Below are 14,302 nucleotides of genomic sequence, written 5' to 3'. Positions count from 1 at the left end.
TTTATAAATCTTCCAATAGCAGTAAATATAAATTTTTTGAGCTATTTCCGTAGTTTAAGAAGTCCTTTTCTTTTTGTGGTTCAAAATCCTTAATAGTTGTAATATTAGATGGGATAGTATTTTTGTTTTTGTTTTTTATGCCTTTTAGGCCTTCTCCAATATTTTGAACTAACTGACTTGTAGAGGCTAATATTATAAAATCATCAGGTAACTCTGTTATTTTTTTTTCTTTAAGCTGATTTGAAGATATTAATATTGCGCCACTATCGGCTATCAAATATTCACAAGTAGCAAAAAAGAAAGAAGAAGAAGTTTTTTTTACAAATTTTAAATTAAAATTAGAGAATTTATCTTCTAAATTTTTGTCAAAAGTGCAAACTTCTTTTTCATACCAATCATTTTCCAATAGAATTTTATCAAAAGAGTCTAAAACTTCGTTTTCATTATCACAATAAAGAAATTTACCACCATTTCTTTTAAAATTAATCATAAAGCTTTCATCAATCGGAAGATCAATTTCTGGCATATATTTACTGCGATCATCAGTGAGACGTTCCTTACTCTTTTGGTCTGATTTAGATTTTGAGGAAAATAATCTTCTAAATAGACTCATTTTTTTAATTAGGATTGGGACTACAATTTTATAATACCTACAAAGATAAAAAAATTCTTAACCTAGCATTCTGTTAGGTTAAGAATTTTTAATTAATTACAAGTAAATAGTAATTTTATGAAGGTTCTTCTATGATTTCTTCTTTTTTGTCAAAAGGTCTTTCTCCAAATATTTTTTCTAAATTATCTTTAAAAATCACTTCTTTTTCTAATAAAACTTCGGCTAATTCTGTTAGTTTATCTTTATTTTTTTCTAAAAGTTGAATTGCACGTTGGTATTGCTCTTCTATTATATTAGAAATTTCTTTATCGATTAACTCACTCGTTTGTTCACTATATGGTTTTGTGAAGTTATATTCACTTTGTCCTGATGAATCATAATATGTAAGATTTCCTACCTTTTCATTCAGTCCATATATAGTTACCATAGCTCTAGCTTGCTTGGTTACTTTTTCTAGGTCACTTAATGCCCCAGTAGAGATTTCATTAAATATCACTTTTTCTGCAGCACGTCCTCCTAATGCAGCACACATTTCGTCTAGCATTTGATTAGGTCTAACGATTAATCGCTCTTCTGGTAAGTACCATGCGGCTCCAAGAGATTGTCCTCTAGGAACAATGGTTACTTTTACTAGTGGAGCGGCATGTTCTAACATCCAACTTACTGTTGCATGTCCTGCTTCATGAAATGCTATAGCTCGTTTTTCTGCGGGAGTAATAATTTTATTCTTTTTCTCTAAACCTCCTACAATTCTATCTACTGCATCAAGAAAATCTTGTTTTCCTACTGCTTTATTACCTTTTCTGGCTGCTATTAAAGCGGCTTCATTACATACATTTGCAATATCAGCACCAGAGAATCCTGGAGTTTGTTTGGCCATGAATTCGGTATCCAATTCATTTTCTACTTTCTTTAAAGGTTTTAAATGAACATCAAATATTTCTTTACGTTCACGGATATCAGGTAAGTCTACATATATCTGACGATCAAAACGACCTGCTCGTAGTAGTGCTTTATCGAGTACATCAGCACGATTGGTAGCTGCGATTACTATTACATTAGTATTTGTGCCAAAACCGTCCATTTCTGTTAGTAACTGATTTAGCGTGTTCTCTCTTTCATCATTAGATCCAGAGAAATTACTTTTACCTCTAGCTCTTCCTACTGCATCGATTTCATCAATAAAAATAATTGCAGGAGATTTTTCTTTAGCTTGTTTAAACAAATCTCTAACACGAGAAGCTCCAACTCCAACGAACATTTCTACAAAATCTGACCCTGATAGGGAGAAGAAAGGTACTTTTGCCTCACCTGCTACAGCTTTTGCTAATAAAGTTTTACCAGTTCCTGGAGGTCCTACTAATAATGCTCCTTTAGGTATTTTACCTCCTAAAGAGGTGTATTTTTCTGGGTTTTTTAAGAAGTCTACAATTTCTTGTACTTCTTCTTTTGCACCTTCTAGACCTGCTACATTTTCAAAAGAAACTTTAACTTCTGTATTTTGATCAAATAGTTTAGCTTTGGATTTACCTATATTAAAAATTTGTCCTCCTGCACCACCTCCAGAGCCACCGCCCATTCTGCGCATAATGAATATCCATACTCCTATTATTAAGGCAAAAGGCAATAATGTAATGAAGATTTCTCCCCAAACATTACTTTCGGTATCGTAGTTGATTTCTGTAGTAAGATTATTTTGACTTTTTATAGTAGCAATCTTATTTTCGAAATTTTGTAAATCTCCAAATTCAAATTGATAGTCAGGATCACTAGGGCTACTGGGTAATATTGACTTGCTTTTTGTTTTTTGATGCTTTTCTAATGATCTAGCTTCTTTAGTAAGAAAAACTTGTGCTTTTCTACGGTTAACAATTACTACTTTTTCTACTTCTCCATTACTTAAGTATTTTTGGAATTCTGAAGTAGAGGTTGTAGGAGCTGATCCTAGTCCGCTTCCTCCGATGAAGTTTAGTACTAAAAAACCAATAATAATAATTGCATAAATCCAATATGCGCTAAATTTCGGTTTTTTATTCAGTTCAGGTTTTTTATTTTCTTTCCCCATTTACGCTATTCTTTTAATAATTTGTTTCGATAACTGTCGTTTTAGCATCTCCCCAAAGTCCTTCTATATCATAGAATTCTCTTATGTGTTTTTGGAAGACATGTACAACAACATTTACATAGTCAATTAATACCCACTCTGCATTTTCGCTACCTTCTATATGCCAAGGTTTGTCTTTAAGTTCTTTGCTTACTGTTTTTTGGATAGAATTAACAATTGCGTTTACTTGGGTGTTAGAAGTTCCATTACAGATTACAAAGTAACTACATACAGTATTTTCGATGGCTCTAAGATCTAAAATATTAATATCATTACCTTTTACTTCTTCAATACCTTTTATTATTTGGGCGATTAATTGATCGTTATCAATTTCTTTTTTAGTCATGCATTTTTTTAATTTGTGTAAAGTTATTACTTTTTATGATTTTAATGTCTGTATTTAGCCGGACATTTGCAAAACTTTTACACTATAACATATGCATATAATCAAAGTTGATGCCATTGACTCTACAAATTCTTTTTTAAGGAACCTTAATCGTGAAAAAAACCTTTTAAAACCAACTTGTGTTATAACAAGAACTCAATTAGCAGGTAAAGGACAAATGGGGACGGTTTGGCAAAGTAATCCAGGAGAAAACCTTACGTGTAGTGTGTTTATGAGGGTTACAGGTGTGGCGTTGATGGATCAGTTCTATATTTCTATGGCTACATCTTTGGCGGTATGTGATACATTAAGAGATTTGGTAACACCTGGACTGGCTATAAAATGGCCTAACGACATTCTGTCAGATCGAAAGAAACTATGTGGTATTTTGATAGAAAATGTGGTAAAGAGTGGCAGTCTTATCGCAGTTATTATTGGAATAGGTGTTAATGTTAATCAAATAAAATTTAATAATCTTCCTCAGGCAGGATCATTAAAGCAAATTTTAGGAAAAAAAATAGCTGTAAATGAAGTGTTACATATACTATTAGATAAATTAGAGGAGCGGTTTTCTGAGTTACATGTTTCTAATTTTGAAAAATTAAAAAAAGAATACGAAAATATTTTATTTAGAAAAGATAAACCTTCTACATTTTTAAATGCAAAAGGAGAATCTTTTGTGGGAATTATTAAAGGTGTAACTAATGAAGGAAAACTTCAAATCTTAATAGAAGATGAGATTATCCTGAGTTTTGATCTTAAAGAAATTAAGTTATTGTATTAAAAGATATATTTTAATTTACTCACAGACTCATTTATAGCTTGCTGATGTTTTCACTAAGTGTATTGATAAAATTCTGAATTGGATTTTTAATCATCATAGACATCATTGCATTAAATTGTCCATCAAAAGTTAGTTTTGTAGTGCTTTTTTCGTCACCACAATCAATAATATCGGCGGTTAGTGTAAAAGGAAGTTTGTCACTGGCAGCTCCTAAAACTACTTGACTAGGTTTTGTATTCTCTTTTTGATCTAAAACCAATTCTGGCATTCCTTTTAATTGAAAAAGAAATCTTGAATCACTTATTTTTTCAAACTTTTGTTTACTTTCTGGCATAAGTTGTTCGAAATTTTCAACTTTAGTTAGAAAATCGAATACATCTTCTGCAGTTTTATTTACGTTTACAGTAGGGCTTTCTAGCGTCATAGTGTTAATTAATTGTTATATATTCCACTCAGAAGGATTAGTTCTCCATTTCTGTAGTGTTTCTTGTTGTTGCTGTGTAATGTACTCTGTATCAACAGCTTGTTCAAGGAGGTTTTGGTAATCACTTAATGTGTGCAAAGACAATGCCGCTTCTTCAAAATTATGTACTGCAAGATCAAATCCATAATTAAATATAGCGACCATTCCTGCAACATTAGCATTGGCTTCTTTTAAAGCTTTTACAGCGTTAAGACTACTCTTACCGGTACTAATAAGATCTTCAACAACAACAACATTTTTACCAACAGGTATAATGCCTTCTATTTGGTTTTTTCTGCCATGTTTTTTGGCTTCAGGGCGGACATAGATAAAAGGGAGATCTAGCTGTTCTGCAACAAGCATTCCTATACCAATAGCTCCAGTGGCAACTCCCGCAATTACATCAGGCTTACCATATTCTTTTTTAATGAAATCGGCAAGATTTTTACTTAAGTACTTTCTTATTTCTGGGTAAGAAAGTGTGATACGATTATCACAATAGATTGGGGATTTCCAACCAGATGCCCAAGTAAAGGGTTCTTGTGGTTTCAATTTAATTGCATTAATTTGCAATAGTAGTTCAGCAGTTTTTTTTGCTGTATATTTATCAAAAATCATAATTGCAAATGTATAAAGTTTTTGTGAATAATACTCCTATTATTCTATCTACAAAAAAATCTATTAAGGATTATAAAATGATCCCTATAAAAGATGCTGATTTTCCAACGATTATAAGAGATATTTTAAGTAAAGAAGCATTAAATAAAGAGGCAAAATACCATCTTTATCATAAGAAAGAAGATAAACTAATAGATCATTTATATATGAAATTACCTGTAGTCATAGCTGGAGGAGGTAAAGTATATAATTCTAGTAAAAAGATTTTGTTTATTTATCGTAATGGAAAATGGGACTTGCCAAAAGGCAAAGCAGAGAAAAATGAAGACATGGAAACTACTGCAATAAGAGAAGTTGAAGAGGAGACAGGAGTTAAAGATTTGGTGGTTAATAAGTTTTTGTATAAAAGTTATCATGTTTTTAAAAGGAATGGAGAGTTTAGATTGAAAGTTACATACTGGTTTGAGATGAAAACATCATATGATGGAAAGCTAATTCCACAAATAAACGAAGGTATCACTAAAGTAAAATGGAAAAATAGGAAAAGAGCGAAGAAGGCTTTGTTAGATTCTTATGCAAACATCAAGCAGTTATTTTCATACGATTATTTGTCATAAAATTTACTGTTTTAGCAATTTCTAAGATTAAGGTTTTGTTATATTTTTTGATTTCTTTTATTTATTTTAAAAATAAAGTAGCACTAATTTTTATTTTAAATTGCTACAGTACCTTTTAGACTTTATGATATTATAAAATATAGTTTAAAAGCCTAAAAGGTATATAACTAGCTTGTATAAAAACTATAAGACTGGTTTAGAAAGTATATTTTGTTTTGCCAGTTGATCCCATTCTACGGTTTCGAAAGTTACTGTTTTCTCAAAAACTGGCCCTGATTTACATTCTATAGTAAAAGTTATATCAAAACTATCAGGAAGTTCTGAGGTTAGATTGTTTAGCATTATGTGTAAATATCCAGGAGCAAATAATGTAGGTATACCTGGATCTATATTTACTTTTTTAGAGGGTACATCAATCATTCTCCATATATTCTCTTGGTCAAGACCAAAATACATTGGCATAACCATTGGCACGGTAGTAGATTTCCATTTTATGATATTTACAGGTTCGCTCCCTAAGTTTGTTACTAATGCAAAAGCTGCACTTGAGTTTGCTCCAGGATTCTTTTGTCCTGCATAAGCCCCGATAAATTGAATTTGATTACTTTGAGTAGACATAATTATTTGGTTTTAAGAGTTATAATCCCTTTAAAGTTACTAATTTAATAATTATTAGCGCTGTGTGTTTGGAGAAATAATATTATAAATTAGTTAAACTTTAAAACTATTCTTGCAAGTCGTGATATTATAAAAAGAGGTGTTATCATTAAGTAGGTATCCCTTATTGCTATTTATTTTTTTATGGTCATAAAAATAATTGAGTTTTTTAGACCTTCAGATGAATTTAAAATAATTGTTTTTATAATGTTGTTTTTTAACTTTATTAAAAATATTTTTACAGGTGAGCAATTATTAATTAAAAGTTAAAAACATTATGGGATTATTTTCATTTATTAAAAATGCAGGAAAAAAGATATTTGGCAATAAAGATGAAGCTACAGAAGCTACTCAAGCAGTAGAGACACCAAAAAGCAAAACAGAATTATTAAAAGCTGAAATAGATCGTTTAGGAATACCAGTGTCGGGTCTTGATGTATCTGTTTCTGAAATGGTAACTGTCTCAGGGCAAACAGAAACTAATGCAGATAGAGAAAAGATTATTTTAGCAATGGGTAATATTGATTGTATAGGGTGTGTGGAAGATAATATTATGGTAACTAACCCAGAACCTGAAGCTGTTTTTCATGTAGTCAAGAGTGGAGATACACTTTCAAAAATATCTAAAGAAGTATATGGAGATCCTATGAAATACAATGTTATTTTTGAAGCAAACAAACCAATGTTAGAACATCCTGATAAAATCTATCCAGGACAAACATTACGTATACCTGCAGTTGGATAATAGAAAAACCAAATAAAATTTATAAAAAAGGAGGTATTGCCTCCTTTTTTTATAGATAGTAAATAGAGTATTATATTAGATAGAATTGATTGTCTTAAATAAAAGTTTGCTGTAAAAGCAAACCAATTATTTTTTGCTTATATTATAAATGGTAAGGTAATTAGAAGAAAATGAAAACTGATATATGTATACTTCTTTTTTTTACAATTATTTTTATGAATTCTTGTAAAAATAAAAATTCCGAAGATATCAAGGGTGTAATAAACTCACCGATACATACGGTACGACTACGAGATACATTAGTTTCTGATTATAAATTTACAACGGAGCAACAGTGGGATAGTATAAATGGTGTTTCCATACATTCTACTCCCATGCCATTACATGCTGTACGCAAAGATTATAAAACTTTTGGATGGCATATCTTTTCTAAAGGATCAGCTTATAAAAGCTATAATTTTTCGCTATTATGGGGGGTGTCATATTTTTCATACGTTGTTAATGCAGAAACAGGGAGTTATAGTACTATTCATCAATGGAAAACGACTGCTTTGGTAGATAGTGCAAAAGTGAAAAATTGTAAAGTTTTTCTCAGTGTTTCTAATTTTGGAGCAAAACGAAACGCTCTTTTTTTAAAGAATCCTAAAGCTCAGAAAACCCTAGCAGATAGTTTAAGTGTGCTGCTATCTCTTAGAAAAGCAGATGGTATAAATATAGATTTTGAAGGGGTTTCTTCTGCTAATAGAAAGCAATTCAGTGATTTTATTATTAGATTATCTATGCATTTACATAATAAGAATCCTGATTATCAAATTTCACTAGCACTATATGCGGTTGATTATCATAAAATATTTGATATAAAAACAATCGATTCGGTTATAGATTTTTATACTCTTATGGGGTATGATTATTATGGAGGGTTTAGTAAACATGCAGGTCCTGTCTCCCCTTTAAAAAGTAGTAAAGTATGGGGTACACATAGTATCGAGTCTTCTGTGGATTATTATATAAAAGAAGGTGTTGCCTTAGATAAATTGATAGTTGGCTTACCATATTATGGGGATCAATGGCAGACTAAAAGTACCACTATACCTAGTGAGGTTAAAAAATTTCTTTCTCATAATACTTATAGTGACATAAAAAAAATATTTGGTTTTAAAAAATACAAGCTGCATTTTGATACGATGAGTACAACACGTTATGGAGTATATGAAAAAGATGATATGATACAACAACTTTGGTTTGATGATAGCCTTTCATTATCATATAAGTATGATTGGATTAAAGAAAAAAAGCTTTCTGGAGTAGGAATATGGGCTTTAGGATATGATCATGGTACTACGGAACTATGGGAGCTTATAGCGAATAAGTTTGGGAAAAAAGAATAGTTCTTTATTATTTTAAAATCCGATAGATGGGATATCGCATATGTGCTTTTTCATAATGTTCAGATTGCTTATGTATCCAGTCTAACTGCATATACCAATTATTAGCAAAAGTAGAATCTTTTTTTTTGAGATTAAATAAGGCTCGTAATTTTTCATTATCTTTTAATAATTCAGCGGCTTTATCTTCCCAAACATATGGAGAAAATCCTTCTTTTTGTTGTAGTATAGTATCAAAAAAATTCCAATTAAAGAATGAGTCAGTAGCTTCTGGTTCTAGTGTTTCCATAAGATATCTAAACCCTTTTTGATTTGTAGATAGTATAATATCTCCTTTTGATGCCATAATTTTTTCTGTATTTTTCATTATAGAGGTATTGTAATGTAGATAATGCCCTTCGTAAGGAGTTGTTCGGGTTTTATAGTCTTTAATATGGTATATTTCGGCGGTAATCATTGAATCTTTTTTTAGGGGAGTAAATTCAATCTGATTTAATTTTAATAATTCAATCACATTCCACCATCCTTTAGGTATGATATAGGCTTTAGGAATTTTTATTTGAGTAGTAGGGGTAAAGTAATTTTGATATATTACTTCTTTTGTATAAGGTTTGTTTTGGTGATATTTTAACCGTTTTCCTCCAGTGATATCACTATTTATAAATTCACCTTCATATCCTTTAAAATTGATTGTAGTATTTTTAGTTGTATCTACTACCCAATTTGTTGCATACATATGTTGTTTAGGAGCAGTGGTAAAAGCATTCTTACGTAGCAACTGGATTTTAGTACCATCTCGTTCTATAATTTCAATCATAGATTTCATGAGTTCATATGTCCCTTCAACTCTTTGTTTATAAGGTTTTAACATATGTGTCTCTATCATCACCCCTATGGTATTCCAGAGAGTGGTATAACCAGTAGAATATCTAGGGGAGTCCATAAATTGAGACCAACCTTTTTCTGGAGTAGTTCCCCAAACATTTACATAAGGTGTGATATCCCACTTTTTTGCTTCTAGAGAAGCTTTTAATTGAGGCTGCATTTCTTGGTGTAAGTACTTTCCTAATTTACCTCCTAACTTGTTATGTTGGGTGAATAGGTGGGTGAGTGTATATTGATAATCAGCACCATTACTTACATGATTGTCAATAAAAACATTGGGTTGTGTCAAATGAAAAATAGAAGCAAATGCTTTTGCATTTTTTGTATCATTTTTTATAAAATCACGATTGAGATCATAATTTCGGGCATTACCTCTAAAACCATATGCTTTAGGACCATTTTGATTTGTTCTGGTAGTCGAATTTCGATTTAGTCCACCCCCAATATTATAGATAGGTATGGTTACTAAAACAGTGTTTTTTGGAAAGTTGATTTTACCTTGGGCTATATCTCTGAAGAGTAACATCGTAGCGTCAATACCATCACTTTCTCCGGGGTGTATACCGTTATTGATCAAAAGGATATTTTTTGTTTGTCTGATTTTTTCAAAATCAAAAATTTTATCAGGATTTATAGTAATTATATGTAGTGGATTACCACTATCAGTTACTCCTATTTCCTTAATGTTAACTGTAGAGTAGGCTTTTGCTAAATTCTTATAAAACGAAATAATCTCTGTATATATAGCGGTTTCTATTCCATTACTTTTTTCAAAAACTGTAGTAAAATCAAAATTTATTGCATCTTGTTTTTGTGATACATTACAAGAGATGGTAAGGTATAGAATACTTATTATAAAAATATTTTTTAGCATGTTGTATTGAATATAAGAACGTTAAATATACTAAGATTTTAAATTTTGAAGTATACTATGTTGATTAGAGTAAAAGAATAGAACTACGTTTTACTTGTAGAGCTATAAAATAACTGTATTTTTGCACCCTCAAAATACTACTACTATGACTGAGTTTGTAAGAAAAATTATACCTAATGCTAAGGATGATGTATTAGCAGGAATTACAGTATCATTGGCAATGATACCAGAAGTAGTAGCTTTTGCTTTTGTTGCTCAGATAGATCCTTTGGTAGCACTTTCAGGAGCTTTTATTATAGGATTGATTACTGCAATTTTTGGAGGAAGACCAGGATTGATATCTGGTGCGGCTGGAGCGGTAGCAGTAATTTTTGTCCATATGATATCAGAAGGGCATGCAAAAGGAATGGCTTTTGCTACTCCTATAGAGAATATGGGGTACTATTACTTGTTGGGGACTGTGATACTAATGGGACTTATCCAAGTAGGAGCAGGAGTGTTGAAGTTAGGTCGTTTTGTGCGTTTAATACCGCATTCTGTGATGTTGGGTTTTGTTAATGGTTTAGCAATTGTAATTTTTATAGCACAAGTAAAGATGTTTTCTCATAAAAAATTAGAGATTGCAGAAGGAGGAGTAAAAAAATACCTAACAATACCTATGGAAGGAACAGAGCTATATACTACATTAGGTCTTGTACTACTAACCATGGCAATTGTTTGGGTATTGCCTAAATTGACAACTAAAATTCCTGCAGCATTAACAGCAATATTAGTGACTACTGCTGTTGTTATTTTAGCAAAGTTGGATGTGAGTACCGTAGGTTCGTATATTAGAGAAGGAGGGGGAGAAGGACTTTCTGGAGAGTTCCCAACACCAAATATGGAATTTTGGGAATATTTACCGTTTACATTAGAAACCTTTACTTTTATTTTACCTTATGCTTTTTTAGCAGCTTCTGTAGGATTAATAGAATCATTGATGACAATGAATTTGGTAGATGAACTTACAGAAACAAGAGGTAATGGTAATCGAGAATGTGTAGCTCAGGGAGCAGGAAATATTTTAAGTGGTTTGTTAGGAGGTACAGGAGGATGTGGTATGATAGGACAAACGGTAATTAATATAAATGCTGGTGGTAGAGGTCGATTGTCAGGAGTAATGATGGCATTAACGTTATTAACCTTTTTATTGTTTGCCGATCAGTATATCGAGCAAGTTCCTATTGCAGCATTGGTTGGTGTAATGTTTATTATGGTTATAGAAACATTTGCATGGTCTAGTTTTCGTATTCTTAGAAAAATCCCTAAAGCAGATGCAGCTGTATTAATTATTGTTTCTGTAGTTACTGTCGTTTATGACTTAGCTATTGCTGTTTTTGTAGGGGTAATTATTTCTGCTTTGGTTTTTGCATGGGAAAATGCTAAACGAATACGAGCTCGTAAGCATTTTAAAGAGGATGGTACTAAAGTGTATGAAATATGGGGTCCATTATTCTTTGGCTCTATTCAGGATTTTAATGGTAAATTTGATGTTAAAAACGATCCAGAATTCGTAGAAATAGACTTCATGGAATCTCGTGTCTCTGATCATTCTGCTTTAGAAGCGATATTTACATTAGTGGGTAAGTATGAAGAAGCAGGCAAAAAAGTGAAAATAAAACATCTTAGTGATGAATGCCAAGCATTGATGATTAAAGCTTCTCCAAAATTAGCAAGTGTTATAGAACATAATGTAGATGATCCAAGATATCATGTAATGGCTAAAGCTATGAAGTAAATACGTAACTTTGGATTAAACTAAACCAAGTGAGATGAAATGAATATTCCCTTTGAGCCTATCATTTTTGGAAATAAAGTAAATATTCATTTAATTCTAGAATATGTAGCTTTTTTTATAGGATATAGATATTACAGATACCTTAAGAAGCATATTCATGATCCGATTTCTTCTACAAACAGATTATCGATACTTATTGGTGCTGTATTTGGAGCTTTTTTAGGATCTCGAATTTTTGGTTTTTTAGAAAATCCTGTTATATGTTTTACACCAGAGTGTATACTTCAATTATTAAGTGTTAAAACGATAATGGGAGGGCTTTTTGGAGGCTTGCTAGGAGTGGAATTAGCAAAGAGAGTTATAGGAGAGAAACATTCTTCAGGAGATTTGTTTACATTTCCTATCATTTTAGGTATTAGTATAGGTAGAATTGGATGTTTTTTGGCAGGAGTTAAAGAATTTACCTATGGTAAAGAGACGGCTTCTTTTTTAGGAATGGATTTAGGAGATGGTGTGCTTAGGTATCCTATAGCTTTGTTTGAGGTTGTTTTTCTACTTATTTTATGGAGAGTTTTAAGGTTTTTTCAAACCAAATCTCAATTAGAAAGTGGCTTGCTGTTTAAGTATTTTATGATTTTATACTTTTTATTTAGATTTTGCATTGAGTTTTTGAAACCTAATACCTTTTTTATATTAGGTCTTAGTAGTATTCAATATTTATGTATCTTATGTTTTATTTATTATCAAAAAACTATTCGAAACCTCTTTTATGCCTACTAGAAAATATACGTATTACGATTTTACATTAAGTTTATGTCCCATCTGTCTTAAAAGAATTGATGCTAAAATTGTTTTTGAGAATAATAAAGTTTTTATGCTTAAGCGTTGCTCTGAACATGGGAGATCAAAAGTTTTAATTGCTGATGATATAGCATATTATAAAAATATTAGAAATTATAACAAACCCTCAGAGTTTCCTTATAAATTTAATACAGCTACTGATTATGGATGTCCATATGATTGCGGATTATGTCCTGATCACGAGCAACACTCTTGTCTATCGATTATTGAAGTAACAGATAGGTGTAATTTAACATGTCCTACGTGTTATGCATCCTCATCTCCGCATTATGGGAGACATCGATCACTAGATGAAATCAAAAAAATGTTGGATACCATTGTAGCGAATGAAAAAGAACCAGATGTAGTGCAGATCAGTGGAGGAGAACCTACTATTCATCCACAGTTTTTTGAAATTCTGGATTATGCTAAACAGTTGCCTATTAGACACCTAATGGTAAATACTAATGGTGTTCGTATTGCTAAGGATCTAGAATTTACAAAGCGATTAGCAGGGTATATGCCAGATTTTGAAATTTACTTACAGTTTGATGCCTTAGATTCAAAGGTGCTGAAAAAACTAAGAGGAGAAGATTTAACCAAAGTTAGAAAGCAAGCTATTACACATCTAAATGCAGTGAATTTATCGACAACTCTGGTTGTTACTTTAGAAAAAGGATTAAATGATACTCTTATAGGAGACATATTGACATTTGCAACACAACAAAAATGTGTGAGGGGAGTCACATTTCAACCTACTCAGATTGCAGGGAGGTTAGAGGATTTTAATACTCAAACAGATAGAATAACATTAACAGAAGTACGAAGAAAAATTTTAGAGCAATTTCCTGTTTTTGAATCAGATGATCTTATTCCTGTTCCTTGTAATCCTGATGCTTTGGTAATGGGATATGCTTTAAAAAATGAAAACGGAATTCTACCTCTTACCAGATATATTAATCCTGCAGACTTATTAGATAATGGTAAGAATACTATTGTATACGAACAAGATGAAGAGTTGCATGGTAAAGTTTTAGAGTTATTTAGTACTGGTAATTCTGTAGAAACAGCCTCAGAAAATCTGAAATCGATTATGTGTTGTTTACCAGAGATTGATGCACCAGATTTAGGGTATAATAATTTATTTAGAATTATAATCATGCAGTTTATTGATGCTTATAATTTTGATGTGAGAGCAATTAAAAAATCTTGCGTACATATTGTTAATAAAGATTATAAAATTATCCCTTTTGAGACAATGAACTTGTTTTATAGAGATGATAAACAAGAATATTTAGAAGAATTAAGAAAAGATATGATATGATACTACACTTGTTTTTTTTGGAAGGAGGGAATTACGCAGGAATTGTTTATTTTTTTCTCTTGATACTACTTGGACCTCCTATGGTATTAGCAATTATTGGAGCCATATTATATGGTAATAAAAAAAAGAAATCAGCAAAAATTCTATTTATTCTTTCAGGAATTTACTTAGTAGTAGGATTAGGGATTTGTGGGGCTCTTTTATCAGGTTTTTAGAATAGTAAAAGTAAAA

15 protein-coding genes are annotated in these 14,302 nt (G+C 31.2%); 8 read left to right on the top strand and 7 right to left on the bottom strand.

Annotated elements, in window-relative coordinates; translation table 11 throughout:
- Window position 1 precedes the first annotated feature (1 nt).
- The 3 genes from N456_RS17365 to rsfS form a co-directional block, all read right to left on the bottom strand.
- The gene (locus N456_RS17365) at window positions 2-613 is read right to left on the bottom strand and encodes an LUD domain-containing protein (protein WP_062059965.1); all 612 of its coding nucleotides are present in this window, start codon (window positions 611-613) and stop codon (window positions 2-4) included.
- A 115-nt stretch (window positions 614-728) separates the two neighbouring features.
- Complete coding sequence (ftsH, locus tag N456_RS17360) at window positions 729-2,678, bottom strand: ATP-dependent zinc metalloprotease FtsH (protein WP_062059963.1); 1,950 nt, start codon at window positions 2,676-2,678, stop codon at window positions 729-731.
- Window positions 2,679-2,691: 13 nt separating this feature from the next.
- Window positions 2,692-3,063 (bottom strand): ribosome silencing factor, encoded by a 372-nt coding sequence (gene rsfS, locus N456_RS17355; RefSeq protein WP_062059961.1) that lies wholly within the window; start codon window positions 3,061-3,063, stop codon window positions 2,692-2,694.
- A 91-nt stretch (window positions 3,064-3,154) separates the two neighbouring features.
- On the opposite strand from rsfS, the gene N456_RS17350 reads away from it, so the two are divergent.
- On the top strand, window positions 3,155-3,886 hold the full coding sequence (locus N456_RS17350; RefSeq protein ID WP_062059959.1) for a biotin--[acetyl-CoA-carboxylase] ligase: 732 nt from the start codon (window positions 3,155-3,157) through the stop codon (window positions 3,884-3,886).
- Window positions 3,887-3,917: 31 nt separating this feature from the next.
- Here the strand turns inward: N456_RS17350 and N456_RS17345 are convergent, their stop codons facing one another.
- Window positions 3,918-4,310 carry an SRPBCC family protein gene (locus tag N456_RS17345; RefSeq protein WP_062059950.1) on the bottom strand — a complete coding sequence of 131 codons (393 nt, stop codon included), beginning with the start codon at window positions 4,308-4,310 and terminating at the stop codon, window positions 3,918-3,920.
- Window positions 4,311-4,325: 15 nt separating this feature from the next.
- On the bottom strand, window positions 4,326-4,967 hold the full coding sequence (gene pyrE, locus N456_RS17340; RefSeq protein WP_062059948.1) for an orotate phosphoribosyltransferase: 642 nt from the start codon (window positions 4,965-4,967) through the stop codon (window positions 4,326-4,328).
- 8 nt (window positions 4,968-4,975) lie between these two features.
- Here pyrE and N456_RS17335 point away from each other — a divergent pair, with 8 nt between their 5' ends.
- On the top strand, window positions 4,976-5,584 hold the full coding sequence (locus tag N456_RS17335; protein WP_062059946.1) for an NUDIX hydrolase: 609 nt from the start codon (window positions 4,976-4,978) through the stop codon (window positions 5,582-5,584).
- Window positions 5,585-5,767: 183 nt separating this feature from the next.
- Here N456_RS17335 and N456_RS17330 read toward each other — a convergent pair whose 3' ends face one another.
- Complete coding sequence (locus N456_RS17330) at window positions 5,768-6,202, bottom strand: copper chaperone PCu(A)C (RefSeq protein ID WP_062059944.1); 435 nt, start codon at window positions 6,200-6,202, stop codon at window positions 5,768-5,770.
- A gap of 316 nt (window positions 6,203-6,518) precedes the next feature.
- Between N456_RS17330 and lysM the strand changes: the two genes are divergently transcribed.
- Both lysM and N456_RS17320 read left to right on the top strand, forming a co-directional pair.
- Window positions 6,519-6,986, top strand: a complete 468-nt coding sequence (lysM, locus tag N456_RS17325) for a peptidoglycan-binding protein LysM (protein ID WP_062059942.1) — start codon at window positions 6,519-6,521, stop codon at window positions 6,984-6,986.
- A 170-nt stretch (window positions 6,987-7,156) separates the two neighbouring features.
- On the top strand, window positions 7,157-8,374 hold the full coding sequence (locus N456_RS17320; protein WP_062059940.1) for a glycoside hydrolase family 18 protein: 1,218 nt from the start codon (window positions 7,157-7,159) through the stop codon (window positions 8,372-8,374).
- A gap of 7 nt (window positions 8,375-8,381) precedes the next feature.
- On the opposite strand, the gene N456_RS17315 is transcribed toward N456_RS17320, so the two are convergent.
- Window positions 8,382-10,130, bottom strand: coding sequence for a M14 family metallopeptidase (locus tag N456_RS17315; RefSeq protein WP_062059938.1), 1,749 nt, complete (start codon window positions 10,128-10,130; stop codon window positions 8,382-8,384).
- A 145-nt stretch (window positions 10,131-10,275) separates the two neighbouring features.
- Between N456_RS17315 and N456_RS17310 the strand changes: the two genes are divergently transcribed.
- Genes N456_RS17310 through N456_RS17295 form a run of 4 tightly spaced genes read left to right on the top strand, consistent with a single transcriptional unit; the run spans window position 10,276 to window position 14,286 of the window.
- Window positions 10,276-11,907, top strand: coding sequence for a SulP family inorganic anion transporter (locus N456_RS17310; RefSeq protein ID WP_062059936.1), 1,632 nt, complete (start codon window positions 10,276-10,278; stop codon window positions 11,905-11,907).
- 39 nt (window positions 11,908-11,946) lie between these two features.
- Window positions 11,947-12,687, top strand: coding sequence for a prolipoprotein diacylglyceryl transferase (locus N456_RS17305; RefSeq protein ID WP_062059934.1), 741 nt, complete (start codon window positions 11,947-11,949; stop codon window positions 12,685-12,687).
- Window positions 12,677-14,071 (top strand): radical SAM protein, encoded by a 1,395-nt coding sequence (locus tag N456_RS17300; protein ID WP_062059932.1) that lies wholly within the window; start codon window positions 12,677-12,679, stop codon window positions 14,069-14,071. Before N456_RS17305 ends, N456_RS17300 begins: the two co-directional genes overlap by 11 nt.
- Window positions 14,068-14,286 (top strand): hypothetical protein, encoded by a 219-nt coding sequence (locus N456_RS17295; RefSeq protein WP_062059930.1) that lies wholly within the window; start codon window positions 14,068-14,070, stop codon window positions 14,284-14,286. Before N456_RS17300 ends, N456_RS17295 begins: the two co-directional genes overlap by 4 nt.
- The last annotated feature ends 16 nt before the right edge of the window (window positions 14,287-14,302 follow it).

The organism is Aquimarina longa SW024, assembly GCF_001401755.1.
GTDB lineage: Bacteria > Bacteroidota > Bacteroidia > Flavobacteriales > Flavobacteriaceae > Aquimarina > Aquimarina longa.
This window is presented reverse-complemented; position numbering and strand designations above follow the sequence as displayed.

Excerpts from the sequence above, each read along its gene's own strand:
- N456_RS17365 (WP_062059965.1), bottom strand. The coding sequence starts at position 613 with ATGAGTCTATTTAGAAGATTATTTTCCTCAAAATCTAAATCAGACCAA.
- ftsH (WP_062059963.1), bottom strand. The coding sequence starts at position 2,678 with ATGGGGAAAGAAAATAAAAAACCTGAACTGAATAAAAAACCGAAATTT.
- rsfS (WP_062059961.1), bottom strand. The coding sequence starts at position 3,063 with ATGACTAAAAAAGAAATTGATAACGATCAATTAATCGCCCAAATAATA.
- N456_RS17350 (WP_062059959.1), top strand. The coding sequence starts at position 3,155 with ATGCATATAATCAAAGTTGATGCCATTGACTCTACAAATTCTTTTTTA.
- N456_RS17345 (WP_062059950.1), bottom strand. The coding sequence starts at position 4,310 with ATGACGCTAGAAAGCCCTACTGTAAACGTAAATAAAACTGCAGAAGAT.
- pyrE (WP_062059948.1), bottom strand. The coding sequence starts at position 4,967 with ATGATTTTTGATAAATATACAGCAAAAAAAACTGCTGAACTACTATTG.
- N456_RS17335 (WP_062059946.1), top strand. The coding sequence starts at position 4,976 with ATGTATAAAGTTTTTGTGAATAATACTCCTATTATTCTATCTACAAAA.
- N456_RS17330 (WP_062059944.1), bottom strand. The coding sequence starts at position 6,202 with ATGTCTACTCAAAGTAATCAAATTCAATTTATCGGGGCTTATGCAGGA.
- lysM (WP_062059942.1), top strand. The coding sequence starts at position 6,519 with ATGGGATTATTTTCATTTATTAAAAATGCAGGAAAAAAGATATTTGGC.
- N456_RS17320 (WP_062059940.1), top strand. The coding sequence starts at position 7,157 with ATGAAAACTGATATATGTATACTTCTTTTTTTTACAATTATTTTTATG.
- N456_RS17315 (WP_062059938.1), bottom strand. The coding sequence starts at position 10,130 with ATGCTAAAAAATATTTTTATAATAAGTATTCTATACCTTACCATCTCT.
- N456_RS17310 (WP_062059936.1), top strand. The coding sequence starts at position 10,276 with ATGACTGAGTTTGTAAGAAAAATTATACCTAATGCTAAGGATGATGTA.
- N456_RS17305 (WP_062059934.1), top strand. The coding sequence starts at position 11,947 with ATGAATATTCCCTTTGAGCCTATCATTTTTGGAAATAAAGTAAATATT.
- N456_RS17300 (WP_062059932.1), top strand. The coding sequence starts at position 12,677 with ATGCCTACTAGAAAATATACGTATTACGATTTTACATTAAGTTTATGT.
- N456_RS17295 (WP_062059930.1), top strand. The coding sequence starts at position 14,068 with ATGATACTACACTTGTTTTTTTTGGAAGGAGGGAATTACGCAGGAATT.